Origin of the sequence: Micromonospora mirobrigensis, assembly GCF_900091555.1 — a bacterium.
Lineage (GTDB): Bacteria > Actinomycetota > Actinomycetes > Mycobacteriales > Micromonosporaceae > Micromonospora > Micromonospora mirobrigensis.
Window position 1 is genome coordinate 400,571 of sequence record NZ_FMCX01000003.1, and the last position, 17,770, is coordinate 418,340.

Annotated in this window: 17 protein-coding genes; 5 read left to right on the plus strand and 12 right to left on the minus strand. The window is 74.1% G+C overall.

Features of this window, described 5'->3' with window-relative positions; all coding sequences use genetic code 11:
* Window positions 1-134 precede the first annotated feature (134 nt).
* Together GA0070564_RS12990 and GA0070564_RS12995 are read right to left on the minus strand one after the other, a co-directional pair.
* Window positions 135-680, minus strand: a complete 546-nt coding sequence (locus GA0070564_RS12990; protein ID WP_091608332.1) for an LOG family protein — start codon at window positions 678-680, stop codon at window positions 135-137.
* A 4-nt stretch (window positions 681-684) separates the two neighbouring features.
* Entirely contained in the window at window positions 685-1,584 is a 900-nt protein-coding gene (locus GA0070564_RS12995) for an LOG family protein (RefSeq protein ID WP_091609147.1), read from the minus strand.
* A 155-nt stretch (window positions 1,585-1,739) separates the two neighbouring features.
* Between GA0070564_RS12995 and GA0070564_RS29305 the strand changes: the two genes are divergently transcribed.
* On the plus strand, window positions 1,740-1,895 hold the full coding sequence (locus GA0070564_RS29305) for a hypothetical protein (RefSeq protein ID WP_176730662.1): 156 nt from the start codon (window positions 1,740-1,742) through the stop codon (window positions 1,893-1,895).
* A 122-nt stretch (window positions 1,896-2,017) separates the two neighbouring features.
* Here GA0070564_RS29305 and dapE read toward each other — a convergent pair whose 3' ends face one another.
* On the minus strand, window positions 2,018-3,091 hold the full coding sequence (gene dapE / locus GA0070564_RS13000) for a succinyl-diaminopimelate desuccinylase (RefSeq protein ID WP_091608336.1): 1,074 nt from the start codon (window positions 3,089-3,091) through the stop codon (window positions 2,018-2,020).
* Between the two features lie 24 nt (window positions 3,092-3,115).
* Here dapE and dapD point away from each other — a divergent pair, with 24 nt between their 5' ends.
* Complete coding sequence (gene dapD, locus GA0070564_RS13005; protein WP_091608341.1) at window positions 3,116-4,075, plus strand: 2,3,4,5-tetrahydropyridine-2,6-dicarboxylate N-succinyltransferase; 960 nt, start codon at window positions 3,116-3,118, stop codon at window positions 4,073-4,075.
* A gap of 64 nt (window positions 4,076-4,139) precedes the next feature.
* On the opposite strand, the gene GA0070564_RS13010 is transcribed toward dapD, so the two are convergent.
* Window positions 4,140-7,448, minus strand: coding sequence for a S8 family serine peptidase (locus tag GA0070564_RS13010; protein ID WP_091608345.1), 3,309 nt, complete (start codon window positions 7,446-7,448; stop codon window positions 4,140-4,142).
* Window positions 7,449-7,639: 191 nt separating this feature from the next.
* On the opposite strand from GA0070564_RS13010, the gene GA0070564_RS13015 reads away from it, so the two are divergent.
* Window positions 7,640-8,194: a sugar O-acetyltransferase gene (locus GA0070564_RS13015; RefSeq protein WP_091608348.1), complete on the plus strand. Its 555-nt coding sequence runs from the start codon at window positions 7,640-7,642 to the stop codon at window positions 8,192-8,194.
* A gap of 96 nt (window positions 8,195-8,290) precedes the next feature.
* Complete coding sequence (locus GA0070564_RS13020; RefSeq protein WP_245669952.1) at window positions 8,291-10,858, plus strand: hypothetical protein; 2,568 nt, start codon at window positions 8,291-8,293, stop codon at window positions 10,856-10,858.
* On the opposite strand, the gene GA0070564_RS13025 is transcribed toward GA0070564_RS13020, so the two are convergent.
* Genes GA0070564_RS13025 through fdxA form a run of 5 tightly spaced genes read right to left on the minus strand, consistent with a single transcriptional unit; the run spans window position 10,835 to window position 14,636 of the window.
* Complete coding sequence (locus GA0070564_RS13025; protein ID WP_091608352.1) at window positions 10,835-11,482, minus strand: nucleoside/nucleotide kinase family protein; 648 nt, start codon at window positions 11,480-11,482, stop codon at window positions 10,835-10,837. The two genes, GA0070564_RS13020 and GA0070564_RS13025, sit on opposite strands and share 24 nt — an antisense overlap.
* Entirely contained in the window at window positions 11,482-12,123 is a 642-nt protein-coding gene (locus tag GA0070564_RS13030; protein ID WP_091609151.1) for an SIMPL domain-containing protein, read from the minus strand. Before GA0070564_RS13030 ends, GA0070564_RS13025 begins: the two co-directional genes overlap by 1 nt.
* A 47-nt stretch (window positions 12,124-12,170) precedes the next feature.
* Complete coding sequence (locus GA0070564_RS13035; RefSeq protein ID WP_091608356.1) at window positions 12,171-13,184, minus strand: prephenate dehydrogenase; 1,014 nt, start codon at window positions 13,182-13,184, stop codon at window positions 12,171-12,173.
* 13 nt (window positions 13,185-13,197) lie between these two features.
* Window positions 13,198-14,313: a succinyldiaminopimelate transaminase gene (gene dapC / locus GA0070564_RS13040; RefSeq protein WP_091609153.1), complete on the minus strand. Its 1,116-nt coding sequence runs from the start codon at window positions 14,311-14,313 to the stop codon at window positions 13,198-13,200.
* Window positions 14,310-14,636: a ferredoxin gene (gene fdxA / locus GA0070564_RS13045; protein ID WP_091608359.1), complete on the minus strand. Its 327-nt coding sequence runs from the start codon at window positions 14,634-14,636 to the stop codon at window positions 14,310-14,312. The genes dapC and fdxA overlap by 4 nt, the downstream gene beginning before the upstream one ends.
* 79 nt (window positions 14,637-14,715) lie before the next feature.
* On the opposite strand from fdxA, the gene GA0070564_RS13050 reads away from it, so the two are divergent.
* The gene (locus GA0070564_RS13050) at window positions 14,716-15,678 is read left to right on the plus strand and encodes a GNAT family N-acetyltransferase (RefSeq protein WP_091608362.1); all 963 of its coding nucleotides are present in this window, start codon (window positions 14,716-14,718) and stop codon (window positions 15,676-15,678) included.
* A gap of 39 nt (window positions 15,679-15,717) precedes the next feature.
* Here GA0070564_RS13050 and GA0070564_RS13055 read toward each other — a convergent pair whose 3' ends face one another.
* The 3 genes from GA0070564_RS13055 to mshB all read right to left on the minus strand — a co-directional run bounded on the left by GA0070564_RS13055 (window position 15,718) and on the right by mshB (window position 17,688).
* Window positions 15,718-16,182: a hypothetical protein gene (locus GA0070564_RS13055; RefSeq protein WP_091608365.1), complete on the minus strand. Its 465-nt coding sequence runs from the start codon at window positions 16,180-16,182 to the stop codon at window positions 15,718-15,720.
* A gap of 82 nt (window positions 16,183-16,264) precedes the next feature.
* Window positions 16,265-16,747: a hypothetical protein gene (locus GA0070564_RS13060; RefSeq protein WP_091609156.1), complete on the minus strand. Its 483-nt coding sequence runs from the start codon at window positions 16,745-16,747 to the stop codon at window positions 16,265-16,267.
* A gap of 17 nt (window positions 16,748-16,764) precedes the next feature.
* Window positions 16,765-17,688, minus strand: a complete 924-nt coding sequence (gene mshB / locus GA0070564_RS13065) for an N-acetyl-1-D-myo-inositol-2-amino-2-deoxy-alpha-D-glucopyranoside deacetylase (protein ID WP_176730663.1) — start codon at window positions 17,686-17,688, stop codon at window positions 16,765-16,767.
* Window positions 17,689-17,770 lie beyond the last annotated feature (82 nt).

Genomic DNA, 17,770 nt, shown 5'->3' on the forward strand with positions numbered 1-17,770 from the left:
CGCCCCCACCACCCCGCGCTCAGCCCCAGCTCACGTCGATCATGAAGTTGGCGGCGAAGTGGATCTCGTTTGGTGCCGCAAACTTCATGATCAACGGACCGAGGGGGCCGGCGGGCGGGGTGGGGTGGGGTGGGTCAGGTGAGGTGGGATTCGAGGGCGTCCAGGGCTGCCGGGACGGTGTCGGTCACGGTGAGCAGGGCCAGGCCGGCGGGCTTGAGGAAGGCCTGGTCGGCCAGGCCGCCGAGCCAGTCGACCAGCGGGCGGTAGAAGCCGTCGGTGTCCACCAGGGCCATCGGCTTGGTGTGCATGGTGAGGGTGGCGGTGGTCCAGACCTCGAAGAGCTCGTCCAGGGTGCCCAGCCCGCCGGGCAGGGTGAGGAACGCGTCCGACTTCTCGATCATGAGGGTCTTGCGGCTGGCCATCCCGTCGGTGACCAGCAGCTCGTCCGAGGCGAGGTCGGCCACCTCCAGGTCCACCAGCGCCTGCGGGATCACCCCGATCGTCCGGCCGCCGGCCGCCCGGGCACCGTCGACCAGGGCGCCCATCATCCCGACGCAGCCGCCGCCGCTGACCAGTGTGTGCCCGCGCCGGGCCAGCTCCGCGCCGGTCTCGGCGGCCAGGTCCAGCCAGCGCTGGTCGAGGGTGCGGGAGGAGGCGCAGAAGACGCAGATCGCCGCCACCGGATCAGACCTCCCCGCCCGGCCGGGTGACCCGTCCACCGGCCGACCCCCGGGTACGCTCCGGCTCCGGCGTCGCCTCCGCGGCGGCCCGCTGGTCCTCCCCGGTACGCGCGACGGACTCCTCGCGTACCGCCTCCTGCTCGGCGGAGAGGGCCGCCTCGGCCTCCACGATGTGCCGGACCGCCGCGTCGACGTCGTCGGTGACGCAGATCAGCTCCAGGTCGACCGGGCCGATCTTGCCGTCGGCGGCCATCGTGTCCCGCAGCCAGTCCAGCAGCCCCTGCCAGTACGCCTGCCCCATCAGCACCACCGGGAACCGGGTCACCTTGCCGGTCTGCACCAGGGTCAGCGCCTCGAAGAGCTCGTCCATGGTGCCGAAGCCACCGGGCAGCACCACGAACGCCTGGGCGTACTTGACGAACATGGTCTTGCGGGCGAAGAAGTACCGGAAGTCGATGGCCAGGTCGACCCAGTCGTTGAGGCCCTGCTCGAAGGGGAGCTCGATGCCGAGGCCGACGGAGAGGCCGCCGGCCTCGCTGGCGCCCCGGTTCGCCGCCTCCATGACGCCCGGGCCGCCGCCGGTGATCACGGCGTAGCCGGCTCGGGCCAGCGCGGCCCCGAGCTCCTCGGCCAGCCGGCACTCGGGGCTCTCCGGCTTGCTGCGGGCCGAGCCGAAGACGCTCACCGCCGGCGGCAGGTCGGCGAGGGTGTCGAAACCCTCGACGAACTCGGAGAGGATCCGCAGCGCACGCCAGGCGTCCTTGGTCTTCCAGTCCCCGCGCCCGCTGGAGTCCAGCAGGCGCTGGTCGGCGGTGCTGGACGGGATGGCGCCGCGACGCAGCGTCACAGCACCCCGGTGCCGTTCCGGGTCGCGGCCGGGCTGGCGCCCGTTGCTCTGGCTCATGAAGGTCACCGTAGTGGAGCAGCTCACGGTTGGCGTGCGGGCCGGCTTCGGCGGGAAATAGTTGCCGATCTTGGGCAACCAATCCCCTTGTACAAGCGTCTTACCATTCACATACCCGGTATGCCGGGGCACGCGCCTTCGGGGGAGGAGCCAGCGTGATCAGTAGCAGCGAGATGATCCGGATCCGTCGTCAGATGCAGCGACGGATCCACGACGTCGTGGCCGAGCGCCGCCGCGCCCGCCAGATGGATGACCACCCCAGCGACCACACCGAGCCCGCCCACTCCGAGCCCCTCGCCCCCACCCCCTAGACCAACCCCACCCTCCCCAGCCCCGCCCAGCGGGGCGACCAGGGAGTTTGCGTCACCGGGAGCGTTCTCCGGTGACGCAAACTCCTTGGTCGACGAGGAGCAGCCGGGGGGCGGCGGGCCGGTCAGGCGGGGGTGAGCCAGCGGTGCAGGGTGGCGGCGCCGTCGCGGATCTTGCCGATCTCGACGTGCTCGTCCTTGTGGTGGGCCAGGTTGGGGTCGCCGGGGCCGAAGTTGAGCGCCGGGATGCCCAGGGCGGCGAAGCGGGCCACGTCGGTCCAGCCCAGCTTGCCGATCGGCTCGGCGCCCACCGCCTCGAGGAACTCCCGCGCGGGCGGGGCGTCCAGGCCCGGCGCCGCCCCGGCGGCCGAGTCGGTCACCACCAGGTCGAAGCCGTCGAACACCTCGCGTACGTGCGCCTCGGCGGCGGCCGGGTCGCGGTCCGGGGCGTACCGGAAGTTCACCTCGACCTCGCAGCGGTCCGGGATCACGTTGCCGGCCACCCCGCCGTGGATGCCGACCGCGTTGAGCCCCTCGCGGTAGTCGCAGCCGTCGATGGTCACCCGACGCGCCTCGTACGCCGTCAGCCGACGCAGCACCTCACCGGCGGCGTGGATCGCGTTCGAACCGTGCCAGGAGCGGGCGGCGTGGGCCCGGGCGCCGGTGGTGGTCACCGTCGCCCGCAGCACGCCCTGGCAGCCGGCCTCGACGATGCCGTACGTCGGCTCCAGCAGCACCGCGAAGTCCGCCTCCAGCCACTCCGGGTGCGCCTGGGAGACCAGGGTCAACCCGTTGTAGCGGGACTCGATCTCCTCCGCCTCGTAGAAGAGGTAGGTGACGTCGTACCGCGGGTCGGGCAGGGTCACCGCGAGGTGCAGCGCGAACGCCACCCCGGACTTCATGTCCGACGTGCCGCAGCCGTACATCAGGTCGCCGCGCATGGTCGACGGCCAGTTGTCGTTGTGCGGGACGGTGTCCAGGTGGCCGGCGAGGACCACCCGCTGGGGCCGGCCCAGGTCGGTACGCGCCATCACGGTGTTGGAGTGCCGGTACGTGGTCAGGTGCGGGACGGACCGCAGGACCTCCTCGACACAGTCGGCGATCGCCTTCTCGTTGAGGGAGACGGACTCCATGTCGACCAGGACGCGGGTGAGCGCCACCGGATCGGCCAGGACCTCGGGGGTCAGCGGGTTCTGCATGTCTCGCACGGTACCGTCAAAATCGTGACCACTGCACAGTCTGCCTGGGGCATCGGCCTCGCCACGATCACCGCTGACGATCAGGTGCTCGACACCTGGTACCCGACCGGCAAGCTGGGCCTCGGCGAGCTGCCGCTGGTCCCCGGGGAGGACCAGGCCGACGTCCTGGACCTCCCGCCGGGCGCGATCGGCGAACGGGCGCTGCCCGGCCTGCGTACCGCCGAGGTGACCACGGTGATCGGCTCGCTGGACGACCCGATCAAGGATGCTGCCGACGCGTACCTGCGGTTGCACCTGCTCTCCCACCGCCTGGTGCGGCCCAACGAGCTCAACCTCGACGGCATCTTCGGCAAGCTGGCCAACGTGGCCTGGACCTCGGCCGGGCCGTGCCCGCCCGAGCGGGTGGACGAGCTGCGGGTCATCGAGCGGGCCGCCGGCCGCCACCTGTCCGTGTACGGGGTGGACAAGTTCCCCCGGATGACCGACTACGTGGTCCCGGCCGGGGTGCGGATCGCCGACGCGGACCGGGTCCGGCTCGGCGCGCACCTGGCCGCCGGCACCACCGTGATGCACGAGGGCTTCGTCAACTTCAACGCCGGCACGCTGGGCACCTCGATGGTCGAGGGCCGGATCGTGCAGGGTGTGGTGGTCGGTGACGGCTCCGACATCGGCGGCGGCGCCTCGATCATGGGCACCCTCTCCGGCGGCGGCAAGGACCGGGTCCGGATCGGCGAGCGCAGCCTGGTCGGCGCGAACGCCGGCGTCGGCATTTCCCTCGGCGACGACTGCGTGGTCGAGGCGGGTTGCTACATCACCGCCGCCTCCAAGATCAGCCTGCCGGACGGGCGGGTGGTCAAGGCCCGCGAGCTCTCCGGGGTGGACGGGCTGCTTTTCTGGCGCAACTCGGTCTCCGGCGCGCTGGAGGCCAGGCAGCGCAGCGGCAAGGGCATCGAGCTGAACGCCGCGCTGCACGCCAACGACTGACGTGTAAGGAGGGGCCCCTTGTTAACACCCGTGTGTTAATAGGGGGCCCCTCCTTACACCTGGGTCACCGCAGGCGGTAGGCCCCGATGATCCGCTCGGTCACCGTGTTGCCGTCCGCGTCCCGCGCGGCGGCCCGCAGCGAGACGAGCCCGGCCCGGTCGGGGTGGCGCACGACGGCAAGCCAGCCCAGCGGGGTGTGCCGCACCCGGGCCGACCGCCAGCTCCTGCCACCGTCGTACGACACGTCGACGGTGAGCGCCTTGAGCTTCGCCGCCGGCGCGCCGGGCTGCCGCTGCACCGCCACCGGAATGACGTACTCCCGGCCCTTCGGGGCGCTGTTGTCCGCCCGCAGCGGCGGCGTGAAGCGCACCGCCATCGCCGGCAGCCGCACCCAGTCGTCGCCGGCCACGTGCCCGGACCGGAACGTCCAGGCGGCCGAGACGTCGCTGCTCAGGTCGGTGAAGCCGCGGCGGGCCGAGGTCACCACCCGGTAGTCGGCCGCCCCCGGCGGCACGGTGAACTCGGCGTACCCGGCCGAGTCGCTCTCGGCGAGCAGCTTGCCGTTGCGGTACAGGGCGGTCCGCTCCGTGTCGTTCAGCGACCCGCCGGGGTGCCCGGCCGCGTCACTGTGCACCGGCAGGATCACCAGCAGCGTGTCACCGAGGCGGGTGATGCCCTGCTCCGGCCAGCGGGGCTGCGGGAACGACGGCCCGTACGGCGCCGAGTTCCACTCCTCGTGCGTGGTGCGGCCGGCCCGGTACGCGGTCGGCACCGACTCCAGCACGGCCTTGACGTCCAGCCAGCCCTCCTCGGTCGGGGTGCCGAAGTCCAGCTCCGAGGCCCAGCGCATCCCGGGGCTGGTGCTGTAGTGCTCGGTCCGCCGGCCGGGCACCGGCGTGGCGAGGATCAGCGCCGAGCCGCCCGTGTTGTAGCCGGACTCCGGCATGACGTACCGCTCGGCCTGCATCCCCGGATATCCACCCCGGAAGTGGTGCACCACGGTGGCCAGGTCCCGCCGCCGGTAGTCCCGGGCGAAGCCGGTCGGCATCCGGCCGGGGAAGACCTCACTCAGGGCGTACAGGTAGGGGCTGGTCCGCGTCCCGTCGCTCCACTGGCTGGAGAGACTGGCGACGAACCGGTCGGCGGAGACCCGGGGACCCTGGTGGGCGGTGTACAGCCCGTCGAAGCTGACCGCCCAGAGCCCGAATCCGTAGATCACGTCCTTGCCGTAGTAGGTGGTGCTCACGTCGATCAGTTCCGGGCTGGCGTCGGCACGGGGCACCGTCATCCGGACCGGCCGTCCGGCCCGCGCGGAGAGGGTGATCCGCTGGTCGTGGTCAACCACGAGGTCGGGCCGGGCGAGCATCGTGGTCTCGACCCAGTTGTCGGACTCGTCGGAGCGGACGATGAGGCTGTTGAGCGCGTACCGACCCTTGGGGACGCGGACGGTCGCCTCGGCGTCCGGCCCGTCGATGTCCAGGGGGAAGTCGAAGCGGTCCAGGTTGGCCAGCGAGGTGTAGTGCTCGTCGGAGGGCCGGCCGGACCGGTCCTCGTGCCGGATGGTCAGGTTGTAGCTCTCCACCTCCCGGTTCACCGCCAGCGGCGTGACCGCGACGGTGGTTCCGGCGCGGGCGACCAGCCGGCCGGTCCAGAAGCCGTCCGCCCCGCCGAGGCGGGTGTCGGCGGTGACGGTCACCTGGCCGGTGCCGCCGGCCGGCACGGTCAGCCGCGACGGGCTGACCCGGAACATCCCGGCCGGTGCGGTTCGCCCGCCCGGGCCGCTGATCTCGGTGCCGATCTCCAGGGTCAGCGGCGCGGTGCCGCCGTTGCGGTAGCGGACCGTCCGGGTGACCGGCGCGTCGTCGCCGTGCGGCCACAGCGCCTTGCCGAACGAGACGCTCGCCGGGTCGCTGGTGACCTGCTCGGTGATGGCGTGTGCCACGTCCACCCGGCCGGCGCCCTGCTGGAAGGCGGTCTGCGCCGGGTGCGGCTTCGCCGACGCCATCAGGAGGGCCTTGTATCGGCCGGCGTTCCAGCCGGGGTGCTGCTGGGCGAGGAGCGCGACCGCGCCGACCACGTGCGGGGTGGCCATCGAGGTGCCGGAGAGGGCCACGTACTTCTCCCCCACCGGGTCGCCGATCACGCCGTGGGCGGCCCGGGCGGCGACGATGTCGACGCCGGGGGCGGTGATGTCCGGCTTGATCGCGTCGTCACCGAGCCGCGGGCCGCGACTGGAGAAGTCGGCCAGCTCGTCGTTCCGGTCCACCGCGCCGACGGCGAGGGCGGCGTCGGCGCTGGCCGGCGAGCCGACCGAGCCGTCGGCCCCGTCGTTACCGGCGGCGGTGACGAAGAGGGTGCCGGTCTGCGCGGTCAGCGTCTGCACCGCCTGCTCCAGCGGGTCGATCTCCGGGGTGTCCCAGCCGCTGAGGCTCATGTTGACCACGGTGGCGTGCTTGTCGACGGCGGCCCACTGCATGCCGGCGAGGATGGCCGAGTCGGTGCAGCCCTCGTCCTCGCAGACCTTGCCGGAGAGCAGGGTGGCGTCCGGTGCGACGCCCCGGTACTTCCCGCCGGAGGCCGCGCCGCTGCCGGCGATGATGGAGGCCACGTGGGTGCCGTGTCCGACCGTGTCGTCGTTCTCGGGCACCGCGCTGAAGTTGCGGGCCTCGGCGACCCGGCCGGCCAGGTCGAGGTGGGTGAGGTCGACGCCGGTGTCGAGCACCGCGACGGTCACGCCCTTGCCGGTGAAGCCGGCCTTGTACGCGGCGGGCGCACCGATCTGCGGCACGCTGTGGTCGAGGGTGACCCGCCGCCTCCCGTCGAGCCAGATCCGGTCGACACCCCCTGCCGTGTCGACCCGGGCGCCGGCCCGTCCGGCGGTGAGGCCGGCCCAGACGCCTGCGGTGTCGGTCTTCGTCGCCACCAGCGCCGCGCCGCCGATCGCGGGCAGCTCGCGGGTCACCCGGGCGCCGGCGACCGGGGCCGCCGCCCGCCGGGCCACCCCCTGCCGGTACGACACCAGCAGCGGCAGCGTGTCCCGGTGCGCGTCGTCGTAGCCGGCGGCGACCAGCCCCGTGACGTCGAAGAGCCGCCGGTCGACCCGGCCGGCGCGGATCAGCGGCAGCGCGTCCTGCGGGAGCACGGTGAGATGGTCGCGTTCGCGGCGGACCAGGAAGTTGACGTGCGAGCGGCCGGCGCCGGGGCGTACGGCGGCGCGGCCGTCCGGGGTGACGGTGACCCGGTCACCGGTGAGCAGGGTGACGGTCGCCGGCCGCCCGGTGACCGGGGGTGCGGCCGGGGCGGCGGTGGCCGGGCCGGCCGGTGCGGCGGCCGGTGGTGCGGCGGAGACCGGCGTCTGCCCGCCGATCACCATCCCGAGCGTGAGGCCGAGTGCGGCCAGTTTTCTTCTGCTTCGGGGCAACGGTTCCTCCTCCTGAGGCGTCTACATCGATGGGAGCTACATCGATGGATCGCCTCAGGATTGCATACCAGGTATGCAATATGTAGTCGCCAAGCCGACATAACCGCCCCAAGACTCCCAACCGCATCAGGCATGATCGGCCGATGGCATCCATGAAGGAACGCATGCTGGCCGGCGAGCCCTACATCGCCGAGGGCCCCGAGATCATGGCCGACCTGGACCGGGCGGCCCGACTGGCCGAACGCTTCAACACCAGTTCCGCGAGCGACCCGCAGGGCCGGCTGGCGGCCCTGAAGGAGCTGCTCGGCTCCGTCGGCGAGGAGACCTGGGTACGCCCACCCTTCCACTGCGACTACGGCGCCCACATCCACCTCGGCCCCCGCTGCTTCGTCAACTTCAACGCGGTCTTCCTCGACATCGCCCCGATCACCATCGGCGCCGACGTCCAGATCGGACCGAACGTCCAACTGCTCACCGCCACCCACCCGGTCGAGCCGGAGGCCCGCCGGGCCAAGTGGGAGGGCTCCGCCCCGATCACCATCGAGGACAACGTCTGGCTGGGCGGCGGCGTCATCGTGCTGGCCGGCGTGACCATCGGCGCCAACACGGTGGTCGGCGCCGGCGCGGTGGTGACCCGCGACCTGCCACCCAACGTGGTCGCCGTGGGCAACCCGGCGAGGCCGACCCGCACCCTGTAGAGCGGCACTGAAATGCGAAAACGGCAGATCTGGGGGTAGCGGAACCGGTCCAGCAGGAGCACTCTGGGTAATGGAAGCGTTACCGGGAGGCACGACATGGTGGAGCGGGTGCTGGAGCTGCGGGTGCACGGGGTCTCCAACACCCCACCCCAGCAGCTCCTCGGACTGACGCCGGAACCGGGTGGCACCGGCCCGCAACCGTGGCTGGTAGCCGGCGGTGCGGTCACCGGCTTCTACCGGTCCACCGCCGCCCGGCCGGACGACCCGGTCGCCGTCGAGGCGTACAGCTGGGGGCAGTTGACCTCCGGCGCACGGACCGCGCGCGACGTGGAACGGGCGCTCTGGACGGTGCTGCTGCCGTTCACCCTGGCCAACGTCGCCCTCTACGCCCGACCCGGGATCCCGGCGGACCCGGACCGGGAGCGGTGGGGCAGCCGGTCCGGGATCACGGCCTGGCTGATCCGGCTGTTCTGCCTGAGCCTCACCGCCACCCTGGTGGTCAGCGTGACCGGCATCGGCGTCGACCTGATCGCCTGGCAGTGCGTGGACCGCGGCTGCCTCGCCCAGCTCCCCGGGCCGTGGGAGTTCCTCGCCGACGGCTGGTGGCGCGAGGGCACCCGGGCGCTCGCCGCCGGCCTGCTGCTGCCGCTGGCCCTGCTCGTCCTGCTGGGCCTCGTCACCTGGCGCACCTACCAGTACGAGGCCGAGATGCCCGCCCGACCCCGCTCGGCCGGCCGGGACGCCGAACCGGAGGCCGAGCCGGCGGCCAACCCCCTGCAGGACCCCACGTTCTGGTGCGGGGAAGGGCAACTTCGCCGGGCCGCCGTGCTGCACCTGTGCACCGGCGCGGTGGCGGCGGCGGCGGTGCCCCTGGCCGCGGTGATCCTGATGGACCCACCCCGGGGTGGCCGGGCCGCCGTGGCCTGGCCGACCGTCGCCGTCCTCGGCACGGTCCTGGTGATCGCCGTGGTGGCCGTCGGGCGGCCCTACCTGAGCCGGCGCGCCGGGGACACCCCGCTGGGACCGTGGAGCCTGGCGGTCGCCGCCCTCACCGGCCTGGGGCTGGCCGGGACCTTCCTGCTCCTGCTGCTGCCCGACGGCCCCGCCGGCCCACCCCTGACCGACCTGCGACCGCCCGTCGGGTGCACCCTGGACGCCGACATCGCGGGCTGCGGGGCCGACCGGTCGCTGCCCGGTTACGACGGCATGGTCGCCTGGCTCGCCAGCTACCAGGTCCTGCTGCTGATGGCCATCGGCGCCGTGGCCCGGTCCGGCCGCCGTGGACTCCTCCCCCCGGTCCTGGCCGGCCTCCTGTTGGCACCCGCGGTGACCTGGCTCGAACGCGGTCTGCCGGGACTGCCGCCGGCCCCGGACGGGCTGGCGGCGTGGATGTTCGCCGTGCCCGCCCTGGCGGTGGCCGGCACCGGACTGCTGCTGCCCCCGACCCGGGACGACGGCGACCACCAACCGCTCGGACCGCGTACCGGCATCGCCTGGGGTCGGCGCGGCCCGGCGCTCATCGCCGGCTTCGGCTGGCTGCTGGCGATCGCCTACTGCGCGGGCCTGCTCTCCTGGGTCACCGACCGGCTCGACGGCGGGACGGGCCCGCACGGAGGGCCGGCGGTACGGCCACCGGAGCCGGTGCTCTGGGCCGGCCTGGCGTGCGTGGTGGCACTGCTCGCCCTCGGCGGCGTCGCGCTGCGCGCCGGGATGCTCTTCCACACCCTGCGCCGCCGCGAGTACGCCCGACTGGCCCGGCACGCCGACGGGCTCTCCGCACACGACCTGCGGCGGTGCCGCGACGTCGCCCGGTTCCGGGCGCTGCACCGCCTCGTCGGCGACCACGGCGTACGACTGATCGGCTGCCATGCCACGGTCAGCGCGGTGCTGGTGACGCTCAGCTGCGCGGCCGCCCTCTCCCGGGACCGGCCAGCCGTCGCACCGGCGACCGGCTGGTGGGGCGCCCTGGACCGGGTCGCCGACGTGGGCGACTCGATGCTGGCCTGGCTGCCGCTGGTGATCGCCGGAGTGGGCCTGCTGGTCTACCGCAACGACACCGTACGCCGCACGGTGGGCGTGTTCTGGGACGTCGGCACCTTCTGGCCCCGGGCGGCGCACCCGCTCGCCCCACCCAGCTATGCCGAACGCGCCGTGCCGGAGTTGCAGACCCGGATCGCCGGGCTGCTCGGGCTGGCCCCGAACGACCCCAGCCGGATGGACGGGGTGATCCTCTCCGGGCACAGCCAGGGCGCGGTCATCTGCGCCGCGGTGCTGTTCCAACTGCCGTCCCGCTGGCGGCGGCACACCTGGTTCTTCTCCTACGGCTGCCAGCTCACCCGCCTCTACGGGCGGGTCTTCCCCGCCTACTTCGGCCCGGAACGGCTACGGGTGCTCGCCACGGCGCTCACCCCGCCCGCCGGGTACGTCGCCTGGACCAACTTCTGGCGGGACACCGACCCGCTCGGCTGGCCGGTCGACGCGGGCGAACGGGACGTCCCGGTGGCCGACCCGGAGGCCCTGCACCCCAGCGGGGGCGAGGTGGCCGACCCACCGATCCGCAACCACAGCGGCTATCCCGAGGCGGTGGAGTTCCGGCGGGAACGGGCGGTGGTGGCCCGGCTGCTGCGCCGGGCCGTCCCGTCACCCCGCGAGCGGGTCGGCTAGCCGGACCACCAGGTCGGCCCGGCCGGCGGTGCCGGCGACCAGCGCCGCGTTCCGTTCGTCGGTGCCCAGCGCCCACTGTCGGGCCTGCTCCGGCGACCGCCCGTACGCCTCGTGCCGGGCGGTCAGCCGGCGCAACCGCAGCTCCGCGTCCAGATCGAGGAACCAGGCCTGGTGCAGCAGCGCCCGCACCTCGTCCCACGGGTATTCCGGCAGCAGCAGGTAGTTGCCCTCGGTCACCACCAGCGTCACCTCGGGCGGCACCGCGATCGCCCCGGCCACCGGCTCCTCCAGGTCCCGGCGGAACTGCGGAGCGTACACGGTGGTGGGTTCCAGTCGGCGCAGCCGACGCAGCAGCGCCACGAAGCCGTACGCGTCGAAGGTGTCGACGGCGCCCTTGCGGGCGTCCCGGCCCAGCCGGCGCAGCTCGACCTGGGCCAGGTGGAAGCCGTCCATCGGCACCAGCGCCGCGGTCGGGCCGACCGCCGCGACCACCCGCTCGGCCAGGGTGGACTTGCCCGCGCCGGGCGCCCCGGCGATGCCCAGCAGCTGCCGTGGACCGTCGGCGGCCAGCGCCCGGGCCCGGTCCACCAGGTCGTCGAGCGTAAGGATGTCGGCCTCGGGCATCAGCTCAGCGCCGGTTCGCTGATCGTGAAGCGGGCCAGCACGACGGCGTTGACGCCCTGCGGCTGCGGGTCCAGGTCCAGCTCCGGCGGGCCGCCACCGGCGCCGCCGCCCTTGAACGCCCGGGCCATCATCGGCACGCCGGCGCCGTCGGTGTCGGAGAGCTCCAGCAGGCCGGTCACCCGGGCGCCGAGCGCCTCGGCGTACTCCCGGGCGCGGGCCAGCGCGTCGGCGATCGCCGCGTGCCGGGCCTCGCGGTACGCCGGGCTGTCCGGGCGCAGTGACCACCACGGCCCGGAGACCTCGACCTGGTCCTGGTCGGCCAGGCGGAGCATCAGCTCACCCAGGTCGGTGAAGTCGGTGACGGTGACCGTGGTGGCGACCCGCCCGTGGTAGGCCACCACCCGTTCCCCGGAACGCTTGGTCTCCGGCCGCACCCGCAGGTCACCGGTCTCCCGGTGGGCGATCAGGGGCCCGTACGAGTCGAGCAGCACCCGCACCGCGGCGGTCCGTTCGGCCAGCCGGGTCAGGGTGGCCTCCCGGTCCCGGTCCCGGGCCGACGCGGTCACCGTGAACCGGGCCAGCTCGGGCGCCACCTCCCGGTACGCCTCGCCGCGTACCGCCACGACCGGAGCGTCCACCATGACCAACACCCTAGTCGCCGGAGACCGGACGCGCCTCGGCGTCGGGGTCAGGCCGGGCGGAGCCCCCGGTACGCGACCACGCCGCCGGCCACCCGGCAGTCGGTGAGGTGTCCCCCGGCCGTCCCGAGGTCGCACAGCCAGGCCACCTCGTCGGCCGGGTCGGCGTCCAGCGGGAAGTCGGCGCGGACCGGGCGCGACCCAGCGGCCGCGACGGCAGCCCGGGCGGTGGCCGCCCGCTGGTAGCCGGCGACCAGCGCGGCCCGGTCGTCCCGCCGCAGCGCGGTGGCCAGCTCGTCCAGCGCGGCCCGCACCTCGTCCAGCTGGGCCAGCACCTCGTCCCGGTTGTCCAGCAGCATGTTGGCGGTGCGCGGGGCCGGGGTGCCGGCGACCCGGGTGCCGTCCCGGAAGCTCCCCGCCGCCAGGGAGAGCACGGCGTCGCGCACCGGGGAGGCGTCGACGGCGCCGGCCAGGCCCCCCGCCAGCAGGTGCGGCACGTGCGAGGAGAGCGCCACCACCCGGTCGTGCACCACCGCGTCCATCGGCACCACCCGGGCGCGGAAGACCTCCCGCAGCAGCGCGGTCAGCACCCGGAACCGCCCGATCCCCGCCGGGTCCGGGCAGAGCACCCAGGCCGCGCCGGTGAAGAGGTCGGGGCTGGCCGCGGCGAGGCCGGCCCGCTCCGTACCGGCCATCGGGTGGCCGGGAACGAACCGGCCGGCCAGGCCGTGCGCGGCGGCGAAGGCGGCCACCGCGCGCTTGGTGCTGCCGACGTCGGTGAGCACGCAGTCCGGGCCGGTGACGGCGGCCACCTGGGCCAGGGTCGCCGTGAGCGTGGGCAGCGGGCCGCAGAGGAAGACCACGTCCCGGCCGGCCACCGCCTGCGCGATGGTGTCCGGGCTGGCCAGTCCCCGGTCACGGGCCAGCGCCCGGGTGGCCGGGTCCGGGTCCCAGGCGGCCACGTCCAGGCCGGCCTGACGCAGCCGCAGCAGCACCGAACCGCCGATCAGTCCGGTGCCGACCACCGCCGCCCGCGGCGGCGCGCCCGTTCCACCGTCGCCCATGGTGGTCGGGCCGTCAGGCCTCGGCGAGCCGGCCGGTGACCGCGGCGACGTGCTCGTCGGACTCGGTCAGCGCCGCCCGGACGTAGCGCTGGCCGCCGGGGCCGTAGAAGACCCCGGCCGCGACCAGGATGCCCCGCCGGGCCAGCCAGTCCACCGTCGCCCAGCAGTCCTCGTCCCGGGTCATCCAGAGGTAGAGCCCGGCCTCGGAGTGCTCGACGGTGAACCCGGCGCCGGTGAAGGCCGCGTACAGCCGCTCCCGCCGGGCCCGGTAACGCTCCCGCTGGGTGTCGGCGTGCGCCTGGTCGCCCAGGGCGGCCACCATCGCGGCCTGCACCGGGGCGGGCACGATCATGCCGGCGTGCTTGCGCACCTTGAGCAGCTCGGCGACGAGCCTCGGGTCACCCGCCACGAACCCGGCCCGGTAGCCGGCCAGGTTGGAACGCTTGGAGAGCGAGTGCACGGCCAGCACCGAGTCGTACGAGCCGCCGCAGACCTCGGGCGAGAGCACCGACACCGGCTCGGCGTCGGCGGACCAGCCCAGCGGCAGGTAGCACTCGTCGCTGGCCACCACCGCGCCGCGCTCACGCGCCCAGTCGACCACCTTGCGCAGGTGGGCGGCGGGCAGCACCCGACCGGTCGGGTTGCCGGGCGAATTCACCCAGACCAGGCGTACCCGGGGGGTCGGACCGACCGCGGTCAGCGAGTCGGCGCGGACCGTGGTGGCGCCCGCCAGCCGGGCTCCGTCCTCGTAGGTCGGGTAGGCGATGGACGGCACCACGACCACGTCGCCGGGGCCGATCCCGAGCAGGGTGGGCAGCCAGGCGACCAGCTCCTTGGAACCGATCGTCGGCAGCACGCCCAGCCCGTCGACACCTGCGCCGCACGCCCGGGCCACCCACGCCGCGATGGCTTCCCGCAGCGCGGGGGTGCCCGCGGTGAGCGGGTAGCCGGGAGCGTCGGAGGCGTCCGCGAGCGCCTGCCGGATCACCTGGGGCACCGGGTCGACCGGCGTGCCCATCGAGAGGTTGATCAGTCCACCGGGGTGCGCCGCGGCCAGGGTGGCCGCGGCGTCCAGCGTGTCCCAGGTGAAGTCGGGCAGCCGCGACGAGACCGGCGCGGGCCGGTTCAGTGGCTCTCTCCGCGCGGCGGCTGCGCCGCCACGAAGGTCGCGTCCTTCTCGACCTTGCCGATCTTCGACGCGCCGCCGGGCGAGCCCAGGTCCTCGAAGAACTCGTAGTTCGCGCCGGTGTAGTCCTTCCACTGCTCCGGCACGTCATCCTCGTAGAAGATCGCTTCGACCGGGCACACCGGCTCACAGGCACCACAGTCGACGCACTCGTCGGGGTGGATGTAGAGCATCCGATTGCCCTCGTAGATGCAGTCGACCGGGCATTCCTCGATGCATGCCTTGTCGAGCACATCCACGCACGGCTCGGCGATGATGTAGGTCACCGGTCTTCTCCTCCGCAAGACTCGCCGCGATCACCGCGACGGGTAAGAGCCTAGTATCTCGCCGGGGAGGAGGTCGATCGTGCTCCGACAGCAGGATGTGGGACACCGGATCGTGGTCCGGCGAATTGTGGGGATTCGCGAAGGCCGGCCGCAGTTCTCGGACGCCCTCGGCGAGCTGGTCGAACTGACCGAGACCCAGATCACCCTGGCCACCCGGCAGGGCCGGCTGACCGTTCCGCTGGCCCAGGTGCACCGGGCCAAGCGGGTGCCGCCGACCGCCCGGCCGACCGCCGCCTCGGTGGTGGCGCTGGAGGTCGCCTCGGACGAGGCGTGGCCCGCCGCGGTCCGCGGCCGGCTCGGTGACTGGCTGCTGCGCAGCGCCGCCGGGTGGAGCGGCCGGGCCAACTCGGCGCTGCCGATCGGCGACCCGGACCGGCCGCTGCCGGCCGCGGTGGACGCCATCGAACGCTGGTACGCCGACCTCGGCCAGCCGGCCATGGTCAACACCCCGCTGCCGCTGGCCGCCCCGGTCGGCGCGGAACTCGACGCCCGCGGCTGGGGCGCCCGGCCGCCGGTGCTGGTGCAGACCGTCCCGCTGGCCGCGCTGCCGCCGGCCCCGCCGGCGTCGGCCGCCGCGCCGCCGGTGGAACTGGCCACCGCGCCGTCGCCGGAGTGGCTGAGCGTCGCCGCCGGGCGCAAGGGTGGCCTCCCGGAGGCCGCCCGGCACGTGCTCACCGCCGTGGACCAGGTCCGCTTCGCCCACGTGTACGCCGACGGCGCGCTGGTCGCCATGGGGCGCGGCACGGTCACCGGCGGGGGCCGTTGGCTGGGGTTGAGCCTGATCGAGGTGGTCCCCGAGGCACGCCGTCGGGGACTGGCCGGCCGGGTGGTCCGCGAGCTGGTCGCCTGGGGCGTCGAGGCCGGCGCCAGGGACGCCTTCCTCCAGGTGGAGCAGCGCAACACGGCGGCGGTGGGCCTCTACCGGCAGCTGGGCTTCACCACCCACCACACCTACCTGACCCGGGTCGCCCCACCGGCCTGACACCCCAGCCTGCCGCAGGCTGCGGAAGGGGCCGGTGGGTCAGCGGCGGACGACCTTGCGGGGCTTGGCGGACTTGATCTCCGCGTACCGCTTGAGCAGCTGCGAGCGGTGGTCCCGGCCGAGCGCGGTCAGCAGGAGGTAGCCGATGGCGACGCCGGCGAGCGCGGCGGCCAGGTAGAGCCAGATCTGGGCAAAGAAGAGCCCGGCACCCGCGCCGAACGGGTTGTTGCCCACCAGCAGCGGACCGACCAGCACGGTCAGGGCCAACGCCACGCCCACCGCGGCGGCCACGTCGGCGGACCAGCGGGCCAGCGGGCGGGTGGCGCCCTGCCGGAAGGCCACCACGGCCAGGATCAGGCCGATCGCCACGAACATCAGCAGCGAGACCCGGTCCGCCGCCCTGTCGTCGCCCTCGAAGCCGAACCTGATGATCAGTCGGGCCAGCACGTTGACCGCGAACAGCACCGCCGCGAGGGCGCCGATCGCGCGCCACCGATCCCTCATCGCACCTCTCCCGCCGTACCGCCCGCCGGGGTCGGCGGGCCCTCTGGCAGGAATATGTACCACCCGTACCCGGGTGTCGTCATCACCCGCGGGGTACGGCCGCGGCGGGGGCGAGCAGCTGGCGGAAGATCATCACCGCGAAGGTGACCGCCCCGGCGAGGATCATCCCCAGCCCCAGGACGTTGTCCCCGCCGAGCAGGAGGTCTCCCTCGCGGGTCCGGACGGCGGCCACCGCGATCAGCACGAACCACGGCAGCGCGGGCAGCAGGGCGGCCCAGCGGGTGCCGACGGCGGCGTGCGCGAACCAGCTCACCGCCACCGTCGTCGCCACCACCAGGCCGAGCCCGGCCACGCCGAACGCCAGGCCCACCAGGACCTCCCCGGCGGAGGTGGACCGGCCCTTGACGAACTCCCAGGCCGCCACCACGAGGATCAGCTCCAGCACCCCGGCCAGCGCGCCGGCCACCAGCGCCACCACGCCGCCGGCCACCCGCAGCGCCACGTCGAGCAGCCGCCCCGACCGGCCGGGTGGCGGCGGGGTGGTCTGCTCCGGCAGGACGGACATCGGCGCGACGGGCACGGTCACCGGGAGCCGACCGCCACGGCCGGTGACCGGTCGGCGCCGTCCGGCGCGAGGCCGGCGAAGAGGTCGTCCTCCCAGCCGTACGGGCCGCTGCCCGGGCCCTTCCCGCCGACCGCCAGGGTGAAGTACTCCACCCCCATGAACTCCGCGCCGAAGTTCCCGGCGATCGAGTAGAGCCACGAGTTGGCCGGGATCTGGGTGGCGTGCGCCCGCATCGCCGCCTCCTTGGCCGCGTGCTGGTCGGTGGCGTCGATCCGGGCGGCGATCTCCGCATCCGGCGTGCCGAAGGGCAGCTCGTCGGCGTGGTCGATGCCGGCGAAGGGGTTGTCCGACGACTCGGTGAAGTGGTTGAGGCCGGCCTCGAGGACGCTGCGCGGCATCGCCGTCCAGTAGACCTTGGCCGGGGCGATCCCCTCGGCGGCGGCCAGCTCGACGGCCCGCATCGCCACCCGGTGCGCCTGGATGTGGTCCGGGTGACCGTAGAAGCCGTTCGGGTCGTACGTGACCAGGACCTGCGGGCGGACCTCGCGGATCACCTCCACCAGCAGCCCGGCGGCCTCGTCGAGGTCGGCCCGCCAGAAGGCCCGGGGGTGCTCGTTGGTGGCCATCCCCATCATGCCGGAGTCGCGGTAGCGGCCGGCGCCGCCGAGGAAGCGGTGGTCGGCGACGCCGAGCTCGGCGCAGGCGGCGGCCAGCTCGGCGATCCGGTACCCGCCGAGCTGGTCGGCCTCGGCGGCGGCGAGCTGCGCCAGCGCCGGCACGTGGATCTCGCCCTCCTCGCCGAGGGTGCAGGTGACCAGGGTGACGTGGGCGCCGTCCGCGGCGTAGTGGGCCATCGTCGCGCCGGTGCCGATGGACTCGTCGTCGGGGTGCGCGTGGACCAGCAGCAGGCGGCGGTCGGGCAGCGTCGTCACGACCGTCACTCTATCCGGCGGTCCGCCTCTGCACGGGCTGACGTGTCCGCCCAGGTCGGCCACATCACGCCCGACGCGGCTCTACGATCCG